The organism is Ramlibacter sp. JJN2-2R (assembly GCF_057747835.1).
On record NZ_CM173226.1, the window covers coordinates 2,146,949 to 2,170,843 of the forward strand.

The following is a 23,895-nucleotide window of genomic DNA, read 5'->3' on the forward strand; positions in this document are numbered from 1 at the left end:
CCACAAGAACAACCAGGAGAACAAGCCCATGGCTTCGGTCGAAGTGAAGGTCCCCGACATCGGGGACTTCAAGGACGTTGCGGTCATCGAATTGCTGGTCAAGCCCGGGGACACCATCAAGCCCGAGCAGTCGCTGGTCACCGTCGAATCCGACAAGGCGTCGATGGAGATCCCGTCCACCGCCGGCGGCGTGGTCAAGGAGCTGAAGGTCAAGCTGGGGGACAAGGTCTCCGAAGGCTCCGTCCTGCTGCTCATCGAGGGCGATGCCGCCGCGGTGCCGGCGCCTGCCGCCGCACCGGCTGCGGCGTCCGCGCCTGCTGCGCCGTCCGCCCCTGCGGCCCCGGCCGCTGCCGCGCCCACGCCGGCCCCGAGCGCGCCGGCCCCGAGCGCGCCGGCACCGGCGGCCGGCGGGAGCGTCGAAGTGCGCGTGCCCGACATCGGTGACTTCAAGGACGTGGCCGTCATCGAGCTGCTGGTCAAGCCCGGCGACGTGGTCAAGCAGGAGCAGTCGCTGGTCACCGTCGAGAGCGACAAGGCCTCGATGGAGATTCCGTCGTCGGCGGCCGGCACCATCAAGGAGCTGAAGGTCAAGCTGGGCGACAAGGTCAACGTCGGCGACCTGCTGGCGGTGCTGGAAGGCGCGAGCGCCGCGGCACCGGCCCCGCAGGCCGGCGCACCCGCGCCGGCGCCGACCTCGGCGGCCGCGGCGGCACCGGCGACCGCGACCGCTGCCGTGCCCGCACCCGCGCCGGAACGCGCGCTGCCGACAGCGGCGCTGCCTCCCCACGAACCCACTGCGCCTTCGGGTGCGCTGCCCCACGCATCGCCCTCGGTGCGCAAGTTCGCGCGCGAACTGGGCGTGCCGCTGGAGGAGGTCAAGGGCACCGGACCGAAGGGCCGCATCGTGCAGGAGGACGTGCAGGCCTTCACCAAGGCCGTGATGCAGGGCGAGGCGGCCACCAAGGCCGCCGCGGGCAAGGCGCCTGCGGGCGGTGGGGGCGAGGCCCTGGGCCTGCTGCCGTGGCCGAAGGTGGACTTCGCCAAGTTCGGCCCGATCGAGCGCAAGGACCTCTCGCGCATCAAGAAGATCAGCGCCGCCAACCTGCACCGCAACTGGGTGATGATCCCGCACGTCACCAACCACGACGACGCGGACATCACCGAACTGGAAGCCTTCCGGGTCGGGCTCAACAAGGAAAACGAGAAGAGCGGCGTGAAGGTCACCATGCTCGCGTTCCTGATCAAGGCCTGCGTCGCGGCGCTGAAGAAGTTCCCGGACTTCAACAGCTCGCTCGATGGCGAGCAGCTCGTGCTGAAGAACTACTGGCACATCGGTTTCGCCGCCGACACGCCCAACGGCCTGGTGGTCCCGGTGATCAAGGACGCCGACAAGAAGGGCATCCTGCAGATCAGCCAGGAAATGGCCGACCTGGCCAAGAAGGCGCGCGACGGCAAGCTCGGCCCGGCGGACATGACCGGGGCGACGTTCACCATCTCGTCGCTGGGCGGGATCGGCGGCCGTTACTTCACTCCGATCATCAACGCCCCGGAAGTCGCTATCCTCGGCGTTTGCAGGAGCCAGACCGAGCCGGTCTGGGACGGCAAGCAGTTCCAGCCGCGGCTGATGCTGCCGCTGTCGCTGTCGTGGGACCATCGCGTGATCGACGGTGCCTCGGCGGCCCGTTTCAACGCCTACCTGGGCTCCATCCTGGCGGATTTCCGCCGCGTGCTTCTTTAAGCCGGAACAACAACAAACGCAGTTATGACCACAGTCGTCGTCGTGAAGAAGGCAGGGCAGATCGCCATCGCCGCGGACACCCTGGTGACTTTTGGCGACACGATGCTGTCCAAGCGCTACGAGGACAACAGCAAGATCTTCCGTGTCGACACCGACGGCGGCCCCAGCTACGTCGGCATGGCCGGCACCGTGGCCCACTTCCCGGTGCTGCGCAAGGCCATGAGCTCCATGCCGCGCGAGATCCTGCAGCTGGGCAGCAAGGACGAGGTCTTCGACACGTTCACCAAGCTGCACCCGTACCTGAAGGACAACTTCTTCCTCCAGACCAAGGAGGAGGACAGCGATCCGTACGAGTCCAGCCAGTTCAGCGTCGTGATCGCCAACGCCACCGGCATCTACGGGCTGTACAGCTACCGCGAGGTGTTCGAGTTCAAGGAGTTCTGGGGCATCGGCTCGGGCCGCAGCTTCGCGCTGGGCGCGATGCACGCGATCTACGGCAAGGCCAAGACCGCCCGCGAGGTCGCCGAGGCGGGCATCACCGCGGGCTGCGAATTCGATCGCAATTCGTCGCTGCCGTTCGACGTGTTCACCGTGCGGGCCAAGGAGGCCAAATGAGCCAGGTCCTCGAGGTCCGCGTTCCCGACATCGGCGACTTCAAGGAAGTCGCCATCATCGAACTGCTGGTCAAGCCCGGCGACACGGTCAAGCAGGAGCAGTCGCTGGTCACGGTCGAGAGCGACAAGGCCTCCATGGAGATCCCGTCCACCCATGCCGGCGTGGTCAGGGAACTGAAGGTCAAGCTGGGCGACAAGGTCTCCGAAGGGTCGGTCCTGCTGCTGCTCGAGGCCGAGGGCGCGGCGCAGGCCGCGGCGCCCGCCAAGGCACCGGCCACGGCCGCCGCTCCCGCACAGGCCGCGGCGCCCGCGCCCGCATCCGCCGCGACGCCCGCGCCCGTGGCTTCCAGCTACGCCGGGGGCGCCGACCTGGAATGCGACGTGCTGGTGCTGGGCGGCGGACCCGGCGGCTACTCGGCGGCCTTCCGCGCCGCCGACCTGGGCATGAAGGTGGTGCTGGTCGAGCGCTACGCCACGCTGGGCGGCGTCTGCCTGAACGTCGGCTGCATCCCGTCCAAGGCGCTGCTGCACGTGGCGGCCGTGATGGACGAGGTCAGCCACTTCGAGGCGCTGGGCGTGAGCTACGGCAAGCCCACGGTCGACCTCGCCAAGCTGCGCGCGCACAAGGGCAAGGTGGTGGGCAAGCTCACCGGTGGCCTGGCGGCCATGGCCAGGATGCGCAAGGTGACGGTGGTGCGCGGCTACGGCAGCTTCGCCGATCCCCACCACCTGCGCGTCGAGGAGACGGCGGGCGACGGCCAGGACAAGACGGGCAAGGCCCAGACCATCCGGTTCCGGCACGCGATCATCGCGGCCGGATCGCAGGCGGTGCGCCTGCCGTTCATGCCGCAGGATCCGCGCGTGGTGGACTCCACCGGCGCGCTGGAGCTGGCGGGCGTCCCCAAGCGCATGCTGATCCTGGGCGGCGGCATCATCGGCCTGGAGATGGGCACCGTGTATTCCACGCTGGGCGCGCGCCTGGACGTCGTGGAAATGCTGGACGGCCTGATGCAGGGCGCCGACCGCGACCTGGTGCGCGTGTGGCAGAAGATGAATGCGCCGCGCTTCGACAACGTCATGCTCAAGACCAGGACGGTCGGGGCCGAGGCCACCAAGGACGGCATCCTGGTGCGTTTCGAAGGCGAGCAGGCCCCCAAGGAGCCGCAGCTGTACGACCTGGTGCTGCAGGCGGTCGGCCGCAGCCCGAACGGCCGCAAGATCGGCGCCGACAAGGCGGGCGTCGCGGTCGACGACCGTGGCTTCATCCCGGTGGACATCCAGATGCGCACCAACGTGCCGCACATCTTCGCCATCGGCGACATCGTCGGCCAGCCGATGCTGGCCCACAAGGCCGTGCACGAGGCGCACGTGGCGGCCGAAGCCGCCGCCGGCGAGAAGTCGGCCTTCAACGCCCGCGTGATTCCCAGCGTGGCCTACACCGACCCCGAGGTCGCCTGGGTGGGCCTCACCGAGGACCAGGCCAAGGCGCAGGGCCTGGCGGTCAAGAAGGGCCTGTTCCCGTGGACCGCCTCGGGCCGCGCCATCGCCAACGCGCGCGACGAGGGCTTCACCAAGCTGCTGTTCGACGTGCAGACGCACCGCATCGTGGGCGGCGGCATCGTGGGCACGCACGCGGGCGACATGATCGGGGAGATCGCGCTGGCCATCGAGATGGGCGCCGACGAGGTGGACATCGGCAAGACGATCCATCCGCACCCGACGCTGGGCGAGAGCATCGGCATGGCGGCCGAGATCGCCCACGGCACCTGCACCGACGTGCCGCCGCAGCGGCGCTAGCCGAAGCGAGGGGGCAAGCCCTCAGGGGCCCGCTTGGCGGCCGTCCGCGCCGGCCAGCGCGGCCTGCGGCTGGCCGACCAGCACCCGGCGCGCGCCGTCGAAGCGGCGCTGCCAGTAGTTCGCGCCCATGTCCTCGACGCGCACCTCGGCGCCGGGCTTGGGCGAGTGGATGAACTTGCCGCCGCCCACGTAGATGCCGACGTGACTGAAGGCGCGGCGCATGGTGTTGAAGAACACGAGGTCGCCGGGCTGCAGGTCCTGCCGGTCGACCGCCTGCGTGGCGGCCGCCTGCTGTTCCGCGCGGCGCGGCAGCACGAGTCCGACGGTCTGCTCGTAGATCGCCTTGACGAACCCGCTGCAGTCGAAGCCGCCGGTTTCCACGCTGTTGCCGCCGCGGCGGTAGGGCACGCCCAGGAAACCCATCGCCGTGACCACCAATTCGGAGGTGGTGGACGTGATCCGGTCGCGCACCTGGCCCAGCCGGTCGGCGAGCACGCCGCGTTCGGCGATGAAGCGCTGCAGGTCGTCCTCCTGCGAGCCGGGCGCAGCCCAAGCGCCGGAGGTTCCGGCGAGCAGCACGACAATGGGCAGCAACCTCAGCAGCATGGGCGGGCAGGGTAAGCAGCTGATGCGTCGAAGTCAAGCGAAGTATGAAATGTAACGTCTTGATGCAGCTCGTTTTTTGCCATGATCCGATCGGGCCAGATGGCGCCTGCGACGGCGGCCGGTGAAGGAAAGGACCAGGATGAGCTTCGACCATGTCCCTGCGTGGAGATCCTTGGGGCTGCGGCGCTGGCTGGCTGCTGGACTGCTGGCGGCGGCCTGTGCCGCGAATGCCGCGCCTCGGGCGGAACCGGTCGCCGAAGGGCTGGCCCATCCCTGGGCGGTCGCCTTCGTCGACGGCCGGTTCCTGGTCACCGAACGGGCGGGGCGCATGCGCATCGTCGAGGCCGACGGGCGGGTCGGTCCGGCCCTGGCGGGCCTGCCGGCGATTGCCGCGGGCGGGCAGGGCGGCCTGCTGGACGTCGTCGCGGACTCGGGCTTCGCCACCAACCGCACCGTCTACTTCTGCTTCTCGGAGCCCGGCACCGGCGGCAATTCCACGGCCCTGGCCCGCGCGCGCCTGAGCAACGACCGCGCGCGGCTCGAGCAGGTCCGCGTGATCTTCAGCCAGCGGCCCAAGGTCGCGAGCCAGATGCACTTCGGCTGCCGCATCGTCGAGGCGCGCGACGGCAACCTGTTCCTCACGCTGGGCGAGCGCTTCTACCGCAAGGACGACGCCCAGAAGCTGGACAACCACCTGGGCAAGGTCGTGCGGATCACCAAGGACGGCGCGGCGGCTCCCGGCAACCCCTTCGCCGGCCGGGCGGGGGCGTTGCCCGAGATCTGGAGCTACGGGCACCGCAACTCGCAGGGCGCGACGCTGGCGCCGGACGGCCGGTTCTGGATGCACGAGCACGGCCCCCAGGGCGGCGACGAGATCAACGTGCCGGAAGCCGGCCACAACGACGGCTGGCCGGTGATCACCTACGGGGAGAACTACGGCGGTGGCAAGATCGGCGAGGGCCTCACGGCCAAGGCCGGCATGGAGCAGCCGCTGCACTACTGGGTGCCGTCGATCGCGCCTTCGGGCATGGCGTTCCTCACCAGCGACCGCTACGGGCCGCAGTGGCGCGGCAACCTGTTCGTTGGCTCGCTCAAGTTCGGCTACCTGGACCGGATCGAGCTGTCCGCCGGCAAGGTCATCCGCGAGCACCGGCTCTTCGAGGGCGTGGGACGCGTGCGCGACGTGCGCCAGGGCCCCGACGGGCTCCTCTACCTGCTCACCGACGAGGACGACGGCCGGCTGCTGCGCGTCGTGCCCTGAGCTGCCTCAGGGCTTGATCAGCCCCTTGCGCACCGCATAGCGCGTGAGGCTGGCGATGTCGTTCAGGCGCAGGCGCTCCATGATGCGGGCGCGGTGCACGTCCACCGTCTTGGGCGACAGCCCCAGTTCGAAGGCGATCTCCTTGGACGCCTTGCCCTGCGCGATCAGCTTGAGGATCTCCAGCTGGCGCTCGGTGAGCTCGTCGTTCGCAGACGGCTCGGACGGCTGCAGCAGGCGCTGGGCGATCATCGGGCTGAAGTAGGTGCCCGTGGCCACCACGCTGCGGATGGACTGCTCCAGCTCGAAAGGTGGCGCATCCTTCATCAGGTAGCCGCAGGCGCCGTTGGCAACGGCGCGCTTGACGAAGTCGACCGTGTCGTACATCGACAGCACGAGCAGCCGCACGTCGGGGTGGCGCTTGTGGATCTCGGCGATGGCCGCGATGCCGTCCATGCCGGGCATGGAGATGTCCGTCATCACGACTTCCGGCACCAGCGAGTCCACCAGCGTCACCAGTTCGCTGCCGTCACGGGCCTCGGCCACGACCTGCACCCCGTCGATCATGCCCAGCAGGGCCTTGATGCCCGAGCGCACGAGGTCATGGTCGTCGGCGAGCACGACGCGGATGGGGTAGGCGTGATTCTTCATGGGACTGCCGGGCGCCGCGATGCGGTCCCGGCGAGTTTAGGGGGCCTTCGCGCGCGGCCGTCCTCCGTGGCCGACCGGCTGGCGGAATAAGAAAAATTCTTACGGGCACCGTCCCAAACAACTCAAGGATTGATGCTCAACCGTGGTGTCATCGATGCGCTGCGACGCCCAAGCATGACCGGGTCCGCAGCGCACCCTTGAAGCCTGATTTCGCACCCACCACCGTGCAGCCCGCCTTCGGCGAGGAGGGGCAGGCGCCTTGCCTGCCCGGCGGCTTCCTGAGCCGCTGGCTGCAGCGTGCCCGCCTCGAGCGGCAGGCGGACCTGCGCGACCCGCAGACCGGGCTGCTCAGCCGCCGGGGCCTGCTGGTCCGCTCGAACGAGCGGCTCCTGCGGCGGCAAGCGCGCGTGCCGCGCGCCGCGCTGGTCCTGTTCGACTTCGCCGATCTGCTGGAAATCCCGGCGATCTACGGCGAGCGCGCCGGCCGCGCAGCGCTGGTGCGCGTCGTGGCCCGGATGCAGCGCCTGGCCGGCCGCACGGGATGCGCGGCACGCACCGGCCCGGCCCAGTTCGCCGTGCTGCTACCGGGTCACTGCGTGCAGCAGGCCACCGACGCGGCGGTGCGCGTGCTCGGCAAGCCGTGCCGGATCGAAGTGGAATTCGCCCGTGAGGAACTCGTCCTCGTGCCGGACCTCGCCGCCGAGGTCTGGGAGGGCGAGCCCGAGGGGCTGGGTCCGATCTATGCCGACCTGAGCGAGACCCTCGCGCGGCATCGCGACCGCCAGGCACGGCGGCACAACCACCTGCGACGCGAACGCGAGCGGCATTCGCGGCCGTTCGGTGCGTCCCAAGGCGACTCGCAACCGGCCTCGATCAGCGGCTGATCGCAGGCGGCATCCGATAATCGCCGTTCCCCCAACAAGGAACGCGCCCCGATGCTGCTGGACCCCGACGAGAGCCACCTCGTGCTGCTGGACTACCAGCAGCGGATGCTGCCTGCCATCGCCGACGGCCCCGCCGTGCTGGCCAACGCGGTGCGGCTGGCCCGCGTGGCGCGCCTGCTGCAGGTGCCCTGCTGGGGCGTCGAGCAGAACCCGGCCGGCCTCGGGCCGACGGACCCGGCGCTCGCGCCCCTGCTCGACAAGGTGCTGCCGAAGACGAGCTTCAGCGCCGCCGAGCTGCTGCTGCCCCGGCTGCGCCCGCCCGCGCGCGAGAGCCACGGCAACGCGCGCAGCCTGCCCAAGCACCTGCGCAAGCCCCCCGAGCCCACGCCGGCCGGTCCGAGCAGCCTGGTGCTGGCGGGCTGCGAGGCCCATGTGTGCCTGCTGCAGACGGCGCTCGAGCTGCTCGAGGAGGAGTTCGAGGTCTGGGTGGTCACGGACGCATGCGGCTCGCGCACCGAGCGCAACCGCGACGCCGCCTTCGACCGCCTCGCCGGCGCGGGCTGCGAGCTCGTCACGACCGAGATGGTGGTGTTCGAGTGGCTGCGCGGCGCCGACCATCCGGCGTTCAAGGACGTGCTCGCGCTCGTGAAGTAGCGCCCCGGGGCCGGCGCGCCTGTCAGCCTGAGGCAAGCCCGGCGGCCACAATGGCCCGGCCACGACTGCAGGAGGCCGCATGGGTTACGCAGAGTTCTACCGCCGTTCGATCGAGGAGCCGGACGCGTTCTGGGCCGAGCAGGCCCGCCTGATCGACTGGCAGGCGCCCCCGCAGCGCATCTGCGACGACAGCCGGCCGCCGTTCACGCGCTGGTTCGCCGGCGGCACGACCAACCTGTGCCACAACGCCGTCGACCGCCACCTGCCCGGGCGCGGCGACCAGCCCGCGCTGATCGCCGTGTCCACCGAGACCGGCACCGAGAAGACCTACACCTTCCGCGAGTTGCATGCCGAGGTGCAGCGCACCGCCGCGATGCTGCGCGAGCTGGGCGTGGGGCGCGGCGACCGTGTCCTCGTGTACATGCCCATGGTCGCGCAGGCGGCCTTCGCGATGCTGGCCTGCGCGCGTATCGGCGCCATCCACTCGGTTGTGTTCGGCGGCTTTGCCTCGGTGTCGCTGGCCTCGCGCATCGAGGATGCGCAGCCCAAGGTGATCGTCAGCGCGGACGCCGGCTCGCGCGGCGGCAAGGTCATGGCGTACAAGCCGCTGCTGGACGAGGCGATCCGCCTGTCCGCGCACAAGCCGCAGGCGGTCCTGCTGGCCGACCGCGGGCTTGCGCCGATGGAGCGCGTGGCCGGCCGCGACCACGACTGGGCGCCGCTGCGCGAGCGCAACCTGGCGACGCAGGTGCCCTGCGAGTGGCTGGACGCCACGGACATCAGCTACACCATCTACACCAGCGGCACCACCGGCCGGCCCAAGGGCGTGCAGCGCGACGTCGGCGGCTATGCCGTGGCGCTGGCGGCCAGCATGCAGCACATCTTCCAGGGTCGCGCGGGCGAGACGTATTTCTGCACCAGCGACATCGGCTGGGTCGTGGGCCACAGCTACATCGTCTACGGCCCCCTGATCGCGGGCATGGCGACGATCCTGTACGAGGGGCTGCCGGTGCGCCCCGATGCGGGCATCTGGTGGAGCCTGGTCGAGAAGTACAAGGTCACGGTGATGTTCAGCGCGCCGACCGCGGTGCGGGTGCTGAAGAAGCACGATCCGGCGTTCCTGAAGAAACACGACCTCTCGAGCCTGCGCGCGCTGTTCCTGGCGGGCGAGCCGCTGGACGAGCCCACCGCGCGCTGGATCTCCGAGGCGCTCGGGGTGCCGATCGTCGACAACTACTGGCAGACCGAGAGCGGCTGGCCGATCCTGACCATTGCCAACGGCGTGGAACGCAAGCCCTCGCGATTGGGCAGCCCCGGCGTGCCGATGTACGGCTACAAGGTGAAGATCCTGGATGAAGGCACCGGCGAGGAGCTCACCCGGCCGGACCAGAAGGGCGTGGTGGTGATCGAGGGGCCGACGCCGCCGGGCTTCATGCAGACCGTGTGGCGCGACGACGACCGCTTCGTGCGCACCTACTGGGAGAGCATTCCCGGCACGACGGTGTACAGCACCTTCGACTGGGGCATCCGCGACGCCGATGGCTACTACTACATCCTGGGGCGCACCGACGACGTGATCAATGTCGCCGGCCACCGGCTCGGCACGCGCGAGATCGAGGAGAGCATCTCCAGCCATCCCGGCGTCGCCGAGGTCGCCGTGGTGGGCGTGGCCGACCCGGTCAAGGGCCAGGTGGCGATGGCCTTCGTCGTGCCGCGCGACGCCGCGGCGGTGGCCGAGCCGGCCGGTGCGCTGCGGCTCGAGGGCGACATCATGAAGGTGGTCGACCAGCAGCTCGGCGCGGTGGCGCGCCCGGCGCGCGTGCGCTTCGTCGGCCTGCTGCCCAAGACCCGCAGCGGCAAGCTGCTGCGCCGCGCGATCCAGGCCGTCTGCGAAGGCCGCGACCCGGGCGACCTGACCACCATCGAGGACCCGACGGCCCTGCGGCAGATCCAGGACCAGCTGGCCGCCTGATCCCCCACGCATTGCTCCCTCTCCCCCCTCGGGGGAGAGGGGGGGTGAGGCGGCTCGTGAGGACACCCAAGGGGCTCCGAGGCCGAACGGCCTCGCAGAGCCCCGTCGGGGGAGCGGGCCGGGGTGAGGGGGTTTCGTGAGCACGCTGCGGGCCGGGGCTGTTGCGGCGCCCGGTGCTTCGGCGTGGCACAATCGACATCGCAACAGTCCCGGCCCCTTCCAGCCCACAGTCGCATCCGCCATCCGGTTCAGCCGTGTCGCGGAAGGTTTCCTCAACCAGCTGAAGCTCCCTGAAGGGGGGCAGAAAGTAGCGAGATGAGCGATTCGAGCTCCGTCTACACGGCCTATCTCGGCAATTCCTATCTCTTCGGCGGCAATGCGCCGTACGTGGAAGAGATGTACGAGAACTACCTGGCCAATCCGGGCAGCGTTCCCGACACCTGGCGCGAATACTTCGACGCCCTGCAGCACGTGCCCGCCGCCGACGGCACCAATGCCAAGGACGTGCCGCACATGCCCGTCATCGACGCCTTCGCCCAGCGCGCCAAGCAGGGCGGCACCCGCGTGGTCGAGGCCGGCGGCGCCGACCCCGAACTGGCGCGCAAGCGCACGGCCGTCCAGCAGCTGATCGCCGCCTACCGCAACGTGGGTTGCCGCTGGGCCGACCTCGATCCGCTCAAGCGCGCCGAGCGCGAGAACATCCCCGAGCTCGACGCCTCGTTCTACGGCTTCTCCGCCGCCGACCAGGAAGCGGTGTTCAACACCAGCAACACGTTCTTCGGCAAGGACAGCATGTCGCTGCGCGAGCTGACCAACGCGCTGCGCGAGACCTACTGCGGCACCATCGGCGCCGAGTACATGTACATCAGCGACCAGGGCCGCAAGCGCTGGTGGCAGCAGAAGCTGGAGTCGATCCGCAGCAAGCCCAACTTCAGCGGCGACAAGAAGAAGCACATCCTCGACCGGCTGACCGCGGCCGAGGGCCTGGAGCGCTACCTGCACACCAAGTACGTGGGCCAGAAGCGCTTCTCGCTCGAGGGCGGCGAGAGCTTCATCGCCTCGATGGACGAGCTGATCCAGCAGGCCGGCGCCAAGGGCGTGCAGGAGATCGTGATCGGCATGGCCCACCGCGGCCGCCTGAACGTGCTGGTCAACTCGCTGGGCAAGATGCCGGCCGACCTGTTCGCCGAGTTCGACCACACGGCCAAGGAAGACCTGCCCTCGGGCGACGTGAAGTACCACCAGGGCTTCAGCTCCGACGTCAGCACCCCCGGCGGCCCGGTGCACCTGTCGCTGGCCTTCAACCCCTCGCACCTGGAGATCGTCAACCCGGTCGTCGAAGGCTCGGTGCGCGCGCGCATGGACCGCCGCGCCGACCCCAAGGGCAAGCAGGTGCTGCCGGTGCTGGTGCACGGCGACGCCGCCTTCGCCGGCCAGGGCGTGGTGATGGAGACGCTGGCGCTGGCCGAGACCCGTGGCTACTTCACGGGCGGCACGGTGCACATCGTCATCAACAACCAGATCGGCTTCACGACGTCCGACCCGCGCGACACGCGCTCGACGCTGTACTGCACCGACATCGTCAAGATGATCGAGGCGCCGGTGCTGCACGTGAACGGCGACGACCCCGAGGCGGTGGTGCTGGCCACGCAGCTGGCGCTGGACTACCGGATGGAGTTCGCCAAGGACGTGGTGGTCGACATCATCTGCTTCCGCAAGCTGGGCCACAACGAGCAGGACACGCCCTCGCTCACCCAGCCGCTGATGTACAAGAAGATCGCGGCCCACCCCGGCACCCGCAGGCTGTACGCCGACAAGCTGTCGGCGCAGGGCCTGGGCGACACGCTGGGCGACGACATGGTCAAGGCCTACCGCGCCGCCATGGATGCCGGCAAGCACACGGTCGACCCGGTGCTCACCAACTTCAAGAGCAAGTACGCCGTCGACTGGAGCCCGTTCCTGGGCAAGAAGTGGACTGACGCCGGCGACACCGCCATCCCGATGGCCGAGTGGAAGCGCCTGGCCGAGCGCATCACCACCGTGCCCGACAACTTCACCGTGCATCCGCTGGTCAAGAAGGTGCTGGAGGACCGCGCCGCCATGGGCCGCGGCGACGTCAACGTCGACTGGGGCATGGGCGAGCACATGGCCTTCGCGTCGCTGGTGGCCAGCGGCTACCCCGTGCGCTTGTCCGGCGAGGACGTCGGCCGCGGCACGTTCACCCACCGCCACGCCGTGCTGCACGACCAGAATCGCGAGCGCTGGGACGTCGGCACCTACATCCCGCTGCAGAACGTGGCCGAGAACCAGGCGCCGTTCGTCTGCATCGACTCGATCCTGTCGGAGGAGGCGGTGCTCGGCTTCGAGTACGGCTATGCCTCCAACGACCCGAACACGCTGGTCATCTGGGAAGCGCAGTTCGGCGACTTCGCCAACGGCGCGCAGGTGGTCATCGACCAGTTCATCGCCTCGGGCGAGGTCAAGTGGGGCCGCGTCAACGGCATCACGCTGATGCTGCCGCACGGCTACGAAGGGCAGGGCCCCGAGCACAGCTCGGCGCGCCTGGAGCGCTTCATGCAGCTGTCGGCCGACACCAACATCCAGGTGGTGCAGCCCACCACGGCCAGCCAGATCTTCCACCTGCTGCGCCGGCAGATGGTGCGGTCGCTGCGCAAGCCGCTGGTGATCATGACGCCCAAGTCGCTGCTGCGGAACAAGGACGCCACCTCGCCGCTGTCGGAGTTCACGCGCGGCGGATTCCAGACCGTGATCCCCGAGACCAAGGCGCAGCTCAATGCCGAGAAGGTCAAGCGCGTGGTCGTGTGCTCGGGCAAGGTCTACTACGACCTGGCCAAGAAGCGCGAGGAGAAGGGCGTGGACGACGTCGCGATCCTGCGCGTGGAACAGCTGTACCCGTTCCCGCACAAGGCGTTCGCCGCGGAGCTGAAGAAGTACCCCAACGCGACCGACGTCGTGTGGTGCCAGGACGAGCCGCAGAACCAGGGCGCCTGGTTCTTCGTGCAGCACTACATCCACGAGAACATGACCGAGGGCCAGAAGCTCGGCTACTCGGGCCGTGCCGCGTCGGCATCGCCGGCCGTGGGGTACTCGCACCTGCACCAGGAGCAACAGAAGGCGCTGGTCGACGGCGCGTTCGGCAAGCTCAAGGGCTTCGTTCTCACCAAGTAACGAGATTCACGACGCCTGGCGGCGCGTGAATCTCTCCGCGCGGTGGACACGGACCTGGCGGCCGGTCACCGCGCGGACTCATCCCAGACATTCAGGAACAAAAATGGCTATCGTTGACGTGAAGGTGCCGCAGCTGTCGGAATCGGTTGCAGAAGCGACCTTGCTGCAGTGGAAGAAGAAGCCCGGTGAAGCCGTGGCGCAGGACGAGATCCTGATCGAGATCGAGACCGACAAGGTGGTGCTCGAGGTGCCGGCGCCCAGCGCCGGCGTGCTGGCCGAGATCGTGGTGGCCGACGGCGGCACCGTGGCCGCCGAGCAGGTGATCGCGAAGATCGACAGCGAAGGCCGCGCCGCCGCGACCGGCGCTGCCGCCGCTGCCCCCGCGCCTGCGGCTGCCGCCGCCCCAGCACCCGCGCCGGCCGCTGCTGCCGCCGCCGCCGGCGGTGCCAAGTCCGGCGTCGCGATGCCCGCTGCCGCCAAGCTGATGGCCGACAACAGCCTGGCCGCCGGCTCGGTGGCCGGCACCGGCCGCGACGGCCGCGTGACCAAGGGCGACGTGCTTGCCGCCGTCGCCGGTGGCGCCGCCAAGGCCGCCGTGGCCACGCCCGTGCCCGCTGCGCGCCCGGCCGCGCCTGCGCTGCAGCAGGTCGCCGCGCCCACCGCCCCCGACCTGGGCGAGCGCCCGGAACAGCGCGTGCCCATGAGCCGCCTGCGCGCCCGCGTCGCCGAGCGCCTGCTGCAATCGCAGTCCAGCAACGCGATCCTGACCACCTTCAACGAGGTCAACATGGCCCCGGTGATGGAGATGCGCAAGCGCTTCCAGGAAAAGTTCGAGAAGGAGCACGGCGTCAAGCTCGGCTTCATGTCGTTCTTCGTCAAGGCCGCGGTGCATGCGCTCAAGAAGTACCCGGTGCTCAACGCCAGCGTGGACGGCAACGACATCGTCTACCACGGCTACTTCGACATCGGCATCGCGGTGGGCTCGCCGCGCGGCCTGGTGGTGCCGATCCTGCGCAATGCCGACCAGATGTCGTTCGCCGACATCGAGAAGAAGATCGCCGAGTACGGCGCCAAGGCGCGCGACGGCAAGCTGGGCATCGAGGAGATGACCGGCGGCACGTTCTCGATCTCCAACGGCGGCGTGTTCGGCTCCATGCTGTCCACCCCCATCATCAACCCGCCGCAGTCGGCCATCCTGGGCGTGCACGCCACCAAGGACCGTGCGGTGGTGGAGAACGGGCAGGTCGTGGTGCGCCCGATCAACTACCTGGCCATGAGCTACGACCACCGGATCATCGACGGCCGCGAGGCCGTGCTGGGGCTGGTGGCGATGAAGGAAGCGCTGGAAGACCCGGCCCGCCTGCTGTTCGACCTGTGATGAAGACCCCGTCATGGCGGGCTCGGCCCGCCGTCCAGCCCGGCCGTCGAGCACGGCCGGGCTGGATCCCGGCTCCGGCCCGGGATGGCGCAACCAAGGCAACTCCATGAGCAAACAATTCGACGTGGTCGTCATCGGCGGCGGCCCCGGCGGCTACATCGCCGCCATCCGCGCGGCGCAGCTGGGCTTCAACACCGCCTGCATCGACGAGTGGAAGAACAAGGACGGCAAGCCCGCGCCGGGCGGCACCTGCACCAACGTGGGTTGCATCCCCTCCAAGGCGCTGCTGCAGTCGTCCGAGAACTACGAGGAAGCCGCCAAGCATTTCGGCGACCACGGCATCCAGGTGCAGGGCCTGTCGCTGGACCTGCAGAAGATGATCGGCCGCAAGGACGCCGTCGTGAAGCAGAACAACGACGGCATCCTGTACCTGTTCAAGAAGAACAAGGTGAGCTTCTTCCACGGCCGGGGCTCGTTCGTGAAGGCGGCCGAGGGCGGCTACGAGGTCAAGGTGAGCGGCGCGGCCGAGGAGACGATCGTCGGCAAGCACGTGATCGTGGCCACCGGCTCCAACCCGCGCGCGCTGCCGGGCGCCGCGTTCGACGAGGTGAACATCCTGTCGAACGACGGCGCGCTGCGCATCCCGCAGGTGCCGAAGAAGCTGGGCCTGATCGGCTCGGGCGTGATCGGGCTGGAGATGGGCTCGGTGTGGCGCCGCATCGGCGCCGAGGTGACCATCCTCGAGGGCCTGCCCACGTTCCTGGGCGCGGTGGACGAGCAGATCGCCAAGGAAGCGCACAAGGCGTTCAGCAAGCAGGGCCTGAAGGTCGAGCTGGGCGTGAAGGTCGGCGAGGTGAAGAACAATGGCGCGCAGGGCGTGACGGTGGCCTACACCAACGCCAAGGGCGAGGCCCAGACCCTGGCCGTCGACAAGCTGATCGTCTCGATCGGCCGCGTGCCCAACACCATCGGCCTGAACCCCGAAGCGGTCGGCCTGAAGCTCGACGAGCGCGGCGCCATCGTGGTGGACGGCGAGTGCCGCACCAACCTGCCCAACGTCTGGGCGGTCGGCGACGTGGTGCGCGGCCCGATGCTGGCGCACAAGGCCGAGGAGGAGGGCGTCGCGGTGGCCGAGCGCATCGCCGGCCAGCACGGGCACGTGAACTTCAACACCATTCCCTGGGTGATCTACACCAGCCCCGAGATCGCGTGGGTCGGCCAGACCGAGCAGCAGCTCAAGGCCGCGGGCGTGGCGTACAAGGCCGGCACCTTCCCGTTCATGGCCAACGGCCGCGCGCGCGCGCTGGGCGACACCACCGGCATGGTCAAGTTCCTGGCCGACGCGAAGACCGACGAGATCCTGGGCGTGCACATCGTCGGCCCGATGGCCAGCGAGCTGATCTCCGAGGCGGTGGTGGCGATGGAGTTCAAGGCCTCGGCCGAGGACATCGCGCGCATCTGCCACGCCCACCCGTCGCTGTCCGAGGCGACCAAGGAGGCGGCGCTGGCGGTGGACAAGCGCACGCTCAACTTCTGAGCATGGTCGCCACGTTCCCCCGCGGCGGCTGACGTGCATCCGGTCCGCGAGGCCTATGAAGCAGAACTGAAGGCGCGGGGTTACGCGAGCGACCCCGCGCAGCTGCGCGCCGTCCAGGCGCTGGAGCGGTGCGCGCAGGAGTGGGCGCACTACAAGGAAAAGCGCTCCAACTCGCTCAAGAAGCTGATCAACCGGCCCGACATCCCGCGCGGCGTCTACATGCACGGCGGCGTCGGGCGCGGCAAGAGCTTCCTGATGGACTGCTTCTTCCAGGCGGTGCCGCTCAAGCGCAAGACGCGGCTGCACTTCCACGAGTTCATGCGCGAGGTGCACCGCGAGCTGGCCGACCTGCAGGGCACCGTGAACCCGCTGGACAAGCTGGGCGAGCGCATCGCGCAGCGCTTCAAGCTGATCTGCTTCGACGAGTTCCACGTCGCCGACATCACCGACGCGATGATCCTGCACCGGCTGCTGCAGGCGCTGTTCGACAACGGGGTCGGCTTCGTCACCACCTCGAACTTCCATCCCGACGAGCTGTACCCGAACGGGCTGCACCGCGACCGCATCCTGCCGGCCATCGAGCTGCTCAAGTCCCGGCTGGAGGTCGTGAACGTGGACAACGGCACCGACTACCGCCAGCGCACGCTGGAGCACGTGAAGCTGTACCACACGCCGCTGGGGCCGCAGGCCGACGCCGAGATGGACCGCGCGTTCACCGAACTGGCCGCGTCGCGCGACGAGGATCCGGTCCTGAACATCGAGCAGCGCGAGATCCGGGCCCGGCGCAAGGCGGGCGGCGTGGTGTGGTTCGACTTCCGCACGCTGTGCGGCGGACCCCGCTCGCAGAACGACTACCTGGAGATCGCCAGCCAGTTCCACACCGTGCTGCTGTCCGGGGTGCCCCACATGCCGGTGAACATGGCGTCCGAGGCCCGGCGCTTCACCTGGCTGGTGGATGTTCTTTACGATCGGCGCGTGAAACTGATCCTGTCCGCGGCGGTCGAACCCGAGGCCTTGTACACCGAGGGCCCGCTGGCGCACGAGTTCCCGCGCACCGTCTCGCGCCTGCGCGAGATGCAGTCCGCCGAGTTCCTGGCGCTGGGCCACCGCACCGTCGACACCCGCCTCACATGACCCCGTCCCGGCTCCTCCTTCCGCTGCTGCTCGTCGCGAGCGCGGCCCTGCATGCGCAGGACGGTGCCGGCGCCCAGCAGGCCGGCAGCGACGCCGCGGAGCGCGCGCGCATCGCCGCCGAGCGCAGCCGCGTCGAGGCCGATTTCGCGGCCGAGCAGAAGGCCTGCTACCGCAAGTTCGCCGTCACGGGCTGCATCGAGGCGGCCAAGTCCAGGCGGCGCGACCTCCTGGCCGACCTGCGCCGGCAGGAGGTCTCGCTCAACGACGCCCAGCGGCGCAGCCGGGCGGCCGAGCGCCTGAACGAGCTGGAGCAAAAGCGCGCCGACCAGGAGCGCCGCGGCCGCGAGGCCGAGGTCCAGGGCGAGCCGAACCGCCAGGCCCGCGAGCGCCGCGCCGCCGACAAGGCGGCCAAGGTGCAGGCCGACACGGAAGCGGCCCGCCAGCGCGCCAGGCCCGCGTCGCCCAAGGCGGCGCCGACGCCGCCGGATGCCCAGGAGAACCGGCGCCGCTACGACAGCCGCGTGCAGGAAGCGCAGGAACACCGCGCCCAGGTGCAGCAGCGCGCGGCCAGCGCGAAGAAGGACGTGAAGCCGCTGCCCGTGCCGCCCTGAGTCAGCGCAGCGCCCTGGTCCGGCGGCAGGCGCCGCCCGGCCCGCCGGTCAGGCCAGCGGTTCGAGCTTGACGATCACCAGCGACAGGTTGTCGCCGCCGCCGCGCGCGCGCGAGCGCGCCTTCTCGATCAGGAACTCGCTCGCCTCGCGCGGCGACAGCGACGCCAGCACGGAGCCCAGCTCGTTCGGGCTGAAGTAGTGCCACACGCCGTCGCTGCAGGCCATCAGCACGTCGCCGGGGCGCAGCTGCTGCAGGTAGTTCAGCTCGGCGGGCGGATCGTCCTCGGCGCCCAGGCATCCCATCAGGATGTTGGACTGGGGGTGGACGTTGGCCTCTTCCTCGGTGATCTCGCCCTTGTCCACCAGCGTCTGCACGTAGGAGTGGTCGAGCGTGCGCTTGACCAGGCTGGTGCCGTGGAAGTAGTAGATGCGCGAGTCGCCCGCGTGCACCCAGTGGCAGTCGCCCTGCGGGTTGATGAGGAACGCGGCGACGGTGCTGTGCGGCTCCTGCTCCGAGGAGATGGCGGTGAGCTTGATGACCAGGTGCGACTCGTCCACGATCTGCTTGAGCAGGTGGGAGGCGTCGTCGTGGTCGGGCGAGTAGCGCTCGAACAGCTGCCTGGCCGTCATCATCACCTGGTCGGACGCCTTGCGGCCGCCGCTGCGCCCGCCCATGCCGTCGGCGATGACGCCCAGCACGCAGCCGGTCACCCGCGGATGGGCCAGCAGGGCCACCTGGTCCTGCTGGTATTCGCGGTCACCCTTGTGGATGCCCGTCGCGGCGGTGAGTCGATAGCCTTTGCCCATGTCGGATCCTGAGTCGGTCCGCGAGAGGCCGGAAACGGCGCGGCCCGCGGAACACGTATTATCAATGCGCCCGCCGAGTTGCCCGCGGCGCTCCCGCCAACTAGTTCCGTGGAATCCAACCTGCATTCGCCCGAGCGCCGGCTGATCGAGCTGCGCATCGAGCATGCCGACCTCGATGCCCTCATCGACCGGGTCGGCCGCGACGTGCCGATGGACGAACTGATGCTGCGGCGGCTCAAGAAGCGGCGCCTCGCGCTGCGCGACCAAATCGCCCGGCTCGAACTGGCCCTCGACCCCAAAGAACCCGCGTGACCCCGTTGCAAGAAGCAGTTCGCCGTGCCTTCGGCCCCGAGGGCGTGCTGGCCGGCGCGGCCGACGCCTTCCTGCCGCGCGGCGGGCAGACCGAGATGGCCGTGGCGGTGGCGCAGACCATCGAGGAGGGCGGCGCGCTCGTGGTGGAGGCGGGCACCGGCGTGGGCAAGACGTTCGCCTACCTGGTGCCGGCGCTGCTGTCGGGCGAGCGGGTGCTGCTGTCCACGGCCACCAAGACGCTGCAGGACCAGCTGTTCGGCCGCGATCTGCCGCGGCTGGTCGAATCCCTGGGCCTGCCGGTGCGCACGGCGCTGCTCAAGGGGCGCGGCAGCTACCTGTGCCTGCACCGGCTGGAGCAGTCGCGCCAGGACGCGGCCGCCGGGGACCGTGCCGTCGCCGCCACGCTCGCGCGCGTGGAGCAGTGGTCGCAGGCCACGCGCACCGGCGACCTGGCCGAGCTGCCGGGGCTGGACGAGCGCTCGCCGGCGATCCCGCTCTTCACGTCCACGCGGGAGAACTGCCTGGGCGCGCAGTGCCCCAAGTTCCGCTCCTGCCACGTCAACCTGGCGCGCCGCGACGCGCTCGCGGCCGACGTGGTGGTGATCAACCACCACCTGTTCTTCGCCGACCTCGCGGTGCGCGAGTCCGGCATGGCGGAGCTGCTGCCCACTGTGCGCGTCGCAATCTTCGACGAGGCGCACCAGCTCAATGAGACCGGCGTGCAGTTCCTCGGCTCGCAGCTCGGGACGGCGCAGCTGCTGGACTTCACCCGCGACGTGCTGGCCGCCGGCCTGCAGCTGGCGCGCGGCCTGGCCGACTGGCAGCAGGTGGCCGCCGGCACCGAGCGCGCCGCGCGCGAGCTGCGCCTGGCCGTCGGACGCATCGGCTCGGGCCGCCTGCGCTGGGCCGACGGCGCGCCCGACGGCGTCGATCCCGATGCCTGGGATGCGGCGCTGGGCGCCGTGCGCCGGGCGTGCGAAGTGGCCGCCGAGGCGCTGGCCACCGTGAGCGAAATGGCGCCGGACTTTCCGCGCCTGCAGGAACGCGCCACGCGGCTGGCCGAGCGCGCGGCGCGCTTCTGCTCGCCGTGCGACGGCGGCTCGGTGCGCTGGGTCGACGTCGGGCTGCAGCTGCGGCTGATGGAGTCGCCGCTGGACATCGCGCAGACGGTGCGCACGCGCCTGCTGAAGCAGCCCGAGGAAGGCGCGGACGACGAATCGGCCGGCAACGGCCGGGCCTGGATCTTCACCTCCGCGACGCTGGGCGACGACGCCCGGCTGTCGTGGTTCACCGAGCCTTGCGGCCTCGAGCAGGCGCGCGTGCTGCGCGTGGGCAGTCCGTTCGACTATCCCAGCCAGGCCGCGCTGTACCTGCCGCGCGAGTTGCCCAAGCCGAACGACCCGGGCCACAGCCTCGCGGTCGCGCGGGTGGCGGCGGCGGCCGCGCAGCGCCTGGGCGGGCGGACCATGGTGCTCACCACCACGCTGCGCGCGCTGCGCAGCATCGGCGACGAGTTGCAGCGCCGCTTCGGCGGCGGCGGGCAGCTCGAGGTGCTGGTGCAGGGCCAGTGGCCCAAGCGCCGCCTCATCGAGCGGTTCCGCGAGGGCGACGCCCAGGGCGGCAGCGGCTGCCTGCTGGTGGCCTCGGCCTCGTTCTGGGAGGGCGTGGACGTGCCCGGGGACGCACTGCAGCTGGTGGTGATCGACAAGCTGCCGTTCCCGCCGCCGGGCGACCCGGTGGTGGAGGCCCGCTCGCAGCGCCTGGAAGCACAGGGCCGCAGCGCGTTCAACGACTACTTCGTGCCCGAGGCGGCGGTGGCGCTCAAGCAGGGCGCCGGGCGCCTGATCCGCCGCGAGAGCGATCGCGGCGTGCTGGTGGTGTGCGACACGCGCATGGCGACCATGGGCTACGGCCGCCGGCTGCTGGCGGCGCTGCCGCCGATGCGGCGGCTGCAGTCGCAGGGGGAGTTCGACGCGGCGCTGGACGCGCTGCGCGATGCGGCCTCAGTGGCCTGAGGCGGTCACCAGACCTTCCACCAGGGCGTGTTGTCCGGCTTCTCGCGGCCGGTCAGGTACACGCTCTGCGGATAGCTCTTCTCCAGCACGCGGCGCGCGTCGTCGCGCAGCTGCGGCATGTTGAGCGCGTCGTACGAGCGCACCAGGATGAACAGGGCCTCCTCGAGGGCGGGGACGTCGTGGTAGTCGTTCAGCGCCGACTGGGCCCGGTTGACGGCGGCCACGTAGGCGCCGCGCCGGTAGTAGTAGCGCGCGACGTGCACCTCGTACTGGGCGAGCGAGTTGACGATGTACGTCATGCGCGCGCGGGCATCCGGCGTGTACTTCGAGTCGGGGAACCGCGTGCTCAATTCCTTGAAGGCCTCGAACGATTCCTTGGCCGCCTTCTGGTCACGCTCGGCCAGGTCCTGGCGCGTCATCCAGGCCAGCAGGCCCAGGTTGTCGTTGAAGTTGACGATGCCCTTGAGGTACAGCGCATAGTCCAGCGCCGGGCTCGCCGGGTGCAGCTTCATGAAGCGGTCGATGGTCGAGATGGCCTGCGCGGGCTCGCCCGACTTGTACTGCGCATAGGCCTTGTCCAGCTGCGCCTGCTGCGCGAGCGGCGTGCCTGCCGCGCGGCCCTCGAGGCGCTCGAGGATCGGCACCGCCTTGTCCCACGAGCCCGCGCTCATCTCGTCCTTCGCGTCCGCGTACAGCCGGTTCGGGCTGACGTTCGGGCCGCGCTCGACCGGGTTCGACGAACAGGCGCCGAGCAGGAAGGCCGCTCCGACGGCGAGGCACGATAATTTGGCACGAAGCATGAAGCGCAGACCTTCTTGAAACAGGGCCGGACGATTATAGGAGCGGGTCCCGCGCCGACCACCCCCGACGACACGCCGGACGAGGAGGCCGACGCCGGCGCGCCGGCGGAGGTGCGCCAGGCCACCGCGGGGCCGCAGCACCATGGCGAGCGGCTCGATCGCGTGCTGGCCGACCTCGTGCCCGAGTTCTCGCGCAGCTACCTGCAGCAGTTGATCGAGGCGGGCGCCGTCACCCTGGACGGCCGGCCGGCCACGCGCGCCGCGCACCGCGTTCGCGCCGGCGCCGCGCTGGCGGTCGAACTGCGGCCCACCCCGCAAAGCCAGGCGTTCCGCCCGGAGCCGATCCCATTGGTCGTGGTGCACGAGGACGAGCACCTGCTGGTGGTGGACAAGCCGGCCGGCCTGGTGGTGCACCCCGCGCCGGGCAACTGGAGCGGCACGCTGCTGAACGCGCTGCTCGCGCGCGACGCCGGCGCGGCGCAGCTGCCGCGCGCGGGCATCGTGCACCGGCTGGACAAGGACACCAGCGGATTGATGGTCGTGGCCCGCACGCGGGCCACCATGGACGCCCTGGTGCGCATGATCGCGGCGCGCGAGGTCTCGCGGCAGTACCTGGCCCTGGGCCACGGCGCCTGGACCGGACCGCGCCAGCGCCTGGTCGACGCGCCGATCGGCCGCGATCCGCGCAACCGGCTGCGCATGGCGGTGGTCGACCCGGCGCTGTCGCCCGGCAAGCCGTCCAGCACGACGTTCGACATGCTCGACTCGAACGCCAGCGGCTGCCTGGTGCGGGCGACGCTGCACACCGGCCGCACGCACCAGATCCGCGTGCACATGGCGCACATCGGCCATCCGCTGCTGGGCGACGAGCTCTATGGCGGCCGGTGCGAGGCCGGCGTGCCCCGGCAGGCGCTGCACGCGTTCCGGCTCGCCTTCCGGCATCCCGTCACGGCCGAGGCGCTGGAGCTGCGCTCGCCGTTGCCGGCCGACCTGCTGCACGGGATCGCGCAATGGGGGCTGCGTTACAATCCGGTCCCAGCGATGGCGCACGATGCCACGCCCGCCGGGCACCCCCAGCAGCCCGCCGGAGCCAGCGCCGCGACTCCGCCGCCGCCCGCCACGGGCCACCCCATCACTGGAGCGCCGCCCGGCGCCCGTTCCAGGAAGACCGCAAGACGATGAATACCGCGGATGCCAAGCGCGTCCTCGAAACCGCGTTGATCTGCTCGCCGCAGCCGTTGCAGGTGCGCGAGATGCGCGTCCTGTTCAATGACGAACTCGGCGCGGACACGATCAAGTCGGTGCTCGGGGAACTGCAGGACGAGTGGGCCCAGCGTGGCGTGGAGCTGGTGTGCGTGGCCAGCGGCTGGCGGTTCCAGAGCCGGCCCGAGATGCGCGAGTACCTCGACCGGCTGCATCCGGAAAAGCCCCCCAAGTACACGCGCGCCGCGCTCGAGACGCTGGCCATCATCGCGTACCGCCAGCCGGTGACGCGCGGCGACATGGAAGACATCCGCGGCGTCACGATCAACACCCAGATCCTCAAGCAGCTCGAGGACCGCGGCTGGGTCGAGGTGATCGGCCACCGCGAGGCACCCGGCCGCCCGGGCCTGTACGCCACCACCAGGCAGTTCCTGGACGACCTGGGCATCGCTTCGCTCGACCAGCTGCCGATGCTGGAGAACCCCTCGCAGCAGATGGCCGCGCTGGCCGGCCTGGGCGATCCGGAGCTGCCGATGGACGGCCCGGCCGGGATCGTCGCCGCCGGCGAATCGGCCGCCAACGACCCCACGAGCGGGACGGCCCTCGCCGAACCCGAAGCGGCCGACGACGATGCCGCCGCCCAGGCGACGGGCGAGCCCGCCGCGCCGTCCACCACGCCCGCCGATGGCGACGATGCCGCCGGCGGCGACGCCGAGCCGGCCGCACTGACCTGAC

At 70.3% G+C, this 23,895-nt stretch carries 20 protein-coding genes; 16 read left to right on the forward strand and 4 right to left on the reverse strand.

Features of this window, described 5'->3' with window-relative positions:
- Positions 1–28 precede the first annotated feature (28 nt).
- From aceF to lpdA (AC3ANR_RS10560), 3 genes are read left to right on the forward strand one after another with little or no spacing between them, the layout of a single operon-like run.
- Positions 29–1,738: a dihydrolipoyllysine-residue acetyltransferase gene (gene aceF / locus AC3ANR_RS10550; protein WP_488288063.1), complete on the forward strand. Its 1,710-nt coding sequence runs from the start codon at positions 29–31 to the stop codon at positions 1,736–1,738.
- Between the two features lie 24 nt (positions 1,739–1,762).
- Positions 1,763–2,353, forward strand: a complete 591-nt coding sequence (locus tag AC3ANR_RS10555; protein WP_488288064.1) for an MFS transporter — start codon at positions 1,763–1,765, stop codon at positions 2,351–2,353.
- Positions 2,350–4,149, forward strand: coding sequence for a dihydrolipoyl dehydrogenase (gene lpdA, locus AC3ANR_RS10560; protein ID WP_488288065.1), 1,800 nt, complete (start codon positions 2,350–2,352; stop codon positions 4,147–4,149). The genes AC3ANR_RS10555 and lpdA (AC3ANR_RS10560) overlap by 4 nt, the downstream gene beginning before the upstream one ends.
- A 21-nt stretch (positions 4,150–4,170) precedes the next feature.
- Here lpdA (AC3ANR_RS10560) and AC3ANR_RS10565 read toward each other — a convergent pair whose 3' ends face one another.
- On the reverse strand, positions 4,171–4,755 hold the full coding sequence (locus AC3ANR_RS10565; RefSeq protein ID WP_488288066.1) for a C40 family peptidase: 585 nt from the start codon (positions 4,753–4,755) through the stop codon (positions 4,171–4,173).
- Positions 4,756–4,894: 139 nt separating this feature from the next.
- Between AC3ANR_RS10565 and AC3ANR_RS10570 the strand changes: the two genes are divergently transcribed.
- Positions 4,895–6,016, forward strand: coding sequence for a PQQ-dependent sugar dehydrogenase (locus AC3ANR_RS10570; RefSeq protein WP_488288067.1), 1,122 nt, complete (start codon positions 4,895–4,897; stop codon positions 6,014–6,016).
- A gap of 6 nt (positions 6,017–6,022) precedes the next feature.
- Here the strand turns inward: AC3ANR_RS10570 and AC3ANR_RS10575 are convergent, their stop codons facing one another.
- Positions 6,023–6,664: a response regulator gene (locus tag AC3ANR_RS10575; RefSeq protein WP_488288068.1), complete on the reverse strand. Its 642-nt coding sequence runs from the start codon at positions 6,662–6,664 to the stop codon at positions 6,023–6,025.
- A gap of 197 nt (positions 6,665–6,861) precedes the next feature.
- Here AC3ANR_RS10575 and AC3ANR_RS10580 point away from each other — a divergent pair, with 197 nt between their 5' ends.
- The 8 genes from AC3ANR_RS10580 (at position 6,862) to AC3ANR_RS10615 (ending at position 18,023) form a co-directional block, all read left to right on the forward strand.
- Positions 6,862–7,548, forward strand: coding sequence for a GGDEF domain-containing protein (locus AC3ANR_RS10580; protein WP_488288069.1), 687 nt, complete (start codon positions 6,862–6,864; stop codon positions 7,546–7,548).
- A 51-nt stretch (positions 7,549–7,599) separates the two neighbouring features.
- Positions 7,600–8,202: an isochorismatase family protein gene (locus AC3ANR_RS10585; RefSeq protein ID WP_488288070.1), complete on the forward strand. Its 603-nt coding sequence runs from the start codon at positions 7,600–7,602 to the stop codon at positions 8,200–8,202.
- A gap of 79 nt (positions 8,203–8,281) precedes the next feature.
- Positions 8,282–10,174: a propionate--CoA ligase gene (locus AC3ANR_RS10590; protein ID WP_488288071.1), complete on the forward strand. Its 1,893-nt coding sequence runs from the start codon at positions 8,282–8,284 to the stop codon at positions 10,172–10,174.
- A gap of 315 nt (positions 10,175–10,489) precedes the next feature.
- Positions 10,490–13,363 carry a 2-oxoglutarate dehydrogenase E1 component gene (locus tag AC3ANR_RS10595; protein ID WP_488288072.1) on the forward strand — a complete coding sequence of 958 codons (2,874 nt, stop codon included), beginning with the start codon at positions 10,490–10,492 and terminating at the stop codon, positions 13,361–13,363.
- A gap of 103 nt (positions 13,364–13,466) precedes the next feature.
- A complete protein-coding gene (odhB, locus tag AC3ANR_RS10600; protein WP_488288073.1) occupies positions 13,467–14,741 on the forward strand; it encodes a 2-oxoglutarate dehydrogenase complex dihydrolipoyllysine-residue succinyltransferase in 1,275 nt (424 codons plus the stop codon).
- A 106-nt stretch (positions 14,742–14,847) separates the two neighbouring features.
- The gene (gene lpdA / locus AC3ANR_RS10605; RefSeq protein WP_488288074.1) at positions 14,848–16,278 is read left to right on the forward strand and encodes a dihydrolipoyl dehydrogenase; all 1,431 of its coding nucleotides are present in this window, start codon (positions 14,848–14,850) and stop codon (positions 16,276–16,278) included.
- A 33-nt stretch (positions 16,279–16,311) separates the two neighbouring features.
- A complete protein-coding gene (gene zapE / locus AC3ANR_RS10610) occupies positions 16,312–17,412 on the forward strand; it encodes a cell division protein ZapE (RefSeq protein ID WP_488288075.1) in 1,101 nt (366 codons plus the stop codon).
- Positions 17,409–18,023: a hypothetical protein gene (locus tag AC3ANR_RS10615; RefSeq protein WP_488288076.1), complete on the forward strand. Its 615-nt coding sequence runs from the start codon at positions 17,409–17,411 to the stop codon at positions 18,021–18,023. The genes zapE and AC3ANR_RS10615 overlap by 4 nt, the downstream gene beginning before the upstream one ends.
- Before the next feature lie 48 nt (positions 18,024–18,071).
- Here the strand turns inward: AC3ANR_RS10615 and AC3ANR_RS10620 are convergent, their stop codons facing one another.
- Entirely contained in the window at positions 18,072–18,830 is a 759-nt protein-coding gene (locus AC3ANR_RS10620) for a PP2C family protein-serine/threonine phosphatase (protein WP_488288077.1), read from the reverse strand.
- Positions 18,831–18,938: 108 nt separating this feature from the next.
- On the opposite strand from AC3ANR_RS10620, the gene AC3ANR_RS10625 reads away from it, so the two are divergent.
- Together AC3ANR_RS10625 and yoaA are read left to right on the forward strand one after the other, a co-directional pair.
- Positions 18,939–19,142 (forward strand): YdcH family protein, encoded by a 204-nt coding sequence (locus AC3ANR_RS10625; RefSeq protein ID WP_488288078.1) that lies wholly within the window; start codon positions 18,939–18,941, stop codon positions 19,140–19,142.
- Positions 19,139–21,157, forward strand: a complete 2,019-nt coding sequence (yoaA, locus tag AC3ANR_RS10630; protein WP_488288079.1) for a DNA repair helicase YoaA — start codon at positions 19,139–19,141, stop codon at positions 21,155–21,157. Before AC3ANR_RS10625 ends, yoaA begins: the two co-directional genes overlap by 4 nt.
- 5 nt (positions 21,158–21,162) lie before the next feature.
- On the opposite strand, the gene AC3ANR_RS10635 is transcribed toward yoaA, so the two are convergent.
- On the reverse strand, positions 21,163–21,957 hold the full coding sequence (locus AC3ANR_RS10635) for an outer membrane protein assembly factor BamD (RefSeq protein ID WP_488288080.1): 795 nt from the start codon (positions 21,955–21,957) through the stop codon (positions 21,163–21,165).
- A gap of 15 nt (positions 21,958–21,972) precedes the next feature.
- Between AC3ANR_RS10635 and AC3ANR_RS10640 the strand changes: the two genes are divergently transcribed.
- Together AC3ANR_RS10640 and scpB are read left to right on the forward strand one after the other, a co-directional pair.
- Entirely contained in the window at positions 21,973–23,139 is a 1,167-nt protein-coding gene (locus AC3ANR_RS10640; RefSeq protein ID WP_488288081.1) for an RluA family pseudouridine synthase, read from the forward strand.
- Positions 23,136–23,894 (forward strand): SMC-Scp complex subunit ScpB, encoded by a 759-nt coding sequence (gene scpB, locus AC3ANR_RS10645; RefSeq protein WP_488288082.1) that lies wholly within the window; start codon positions 23,136–23,138, stop codon positions 23,892–23,894. Before AC3ANR_RS10640 ends, scpB begins: the two co-directional genes overlap by 4 nt.
- Position 23,895 lies beyond the last annotated feature (1 nt).

Coding starts and splice junctions, on each gene's coding strand:
- aceF (WP_488288063.1), top strand. CDS start 29: ATGGCTTCGGTCGAAGTGAAGGTCCCCGACATCGGGGACTTCAAGGAC.
- AC3ANR_RS10555 (WP_488288064.1), top strand. CDS start 1,763: ATGACCACAGTCGTCGTCGTGAAGAAGGCAGGGCAGATCGCCATCGCC.
- lpdA (WP_488288065.1), top strand. CDS start 2,350: ATGAGCCAGGTCCTCGAGGTCCGCGTTCCCGACATCGGCGACTTCAAG.
- AC3ANR_RS10565 (WP_488288066.1), bottom strand. CDS start 4,755: ATGCTGCTGAGGTTGCTGCCCATTGTCGTGCTGCTCGCCGGAACCTCC.
- AC3ANR_RS10570 (WP_488288067.1), top strand. CDS start 4,895: ATGAGCTTCGACCATGTCCCTGCGTGGAGATCCTTGGGGCTGCGGCGC.
- AC3ANR_RS10575 (WP_488288068.1), bottom strand. CDS start 6,664: ATGAAGAATCACGCCTACCCCATCCGCGTCGTGCTCGCCGACGACCAT.
- AC3ANR_RS10585 (WP_488288070.1), top strand. CDS start 7,600: ATGCTGCTGGACCCCGACGAGAGCCACCTCGTGCTGCTGGACTACCAG.
- AC3ANR_RS10590 (WP_488288071.1), top strand. CDS start 8,282: ATGGGTTACGCAGAGTTCTACCGCCGTTCGATCGAGGAGCCGGACGCG.
- AC3ANR_RS10595 (WP_488288072.1), top strand. CDS start 10,490: ATGAGCGATTCGAGCTCCGTCTACACGGCCTATCTCGGCAATTCCTAT.
- odhB (WP_488288073.1), top strand. CDS start 13,467: ATGGCTATCGTTGACGTGAAGGTGCCGCAGCTGTCGGAATCGGTTGCA.
- lpdA (WP_488288074.1), top strand. CDS start 14,848: ATGAGCAAACAATTCGACGTGGTCGTCATCGGCGGCGGCCCCGGCGGC.
- AC3ANR_RS10615 (WP_488288076.1), top strand. CDS start 17,409: ATGACCCCGTCCCGGCTCCTCCTTCCGCTGCTGCTCGTCGCGAGCGCG.
- AC3ANR_RS10620 (WP_488288077.1), bottom strand. CDS start 18,830: ATGGGCAAAGGCTATCGACTCACCGCCGCGACGGGCATCCACAAGGGT.
- AC3ANR_RS10635 (WP_488288080.1), bottom strand. CDS start 21,957: ATGCTTCGTGCCAAATTATCGTGCCTCGCCGTCGGAGCGGCCTTCCTG.
- scpB (WP_488288082.1), top strand. CDS start 23,136: ATGAATACCGCGGATGCCAAGCGCGTCCTCGAAACCGCGTTGATCTGC.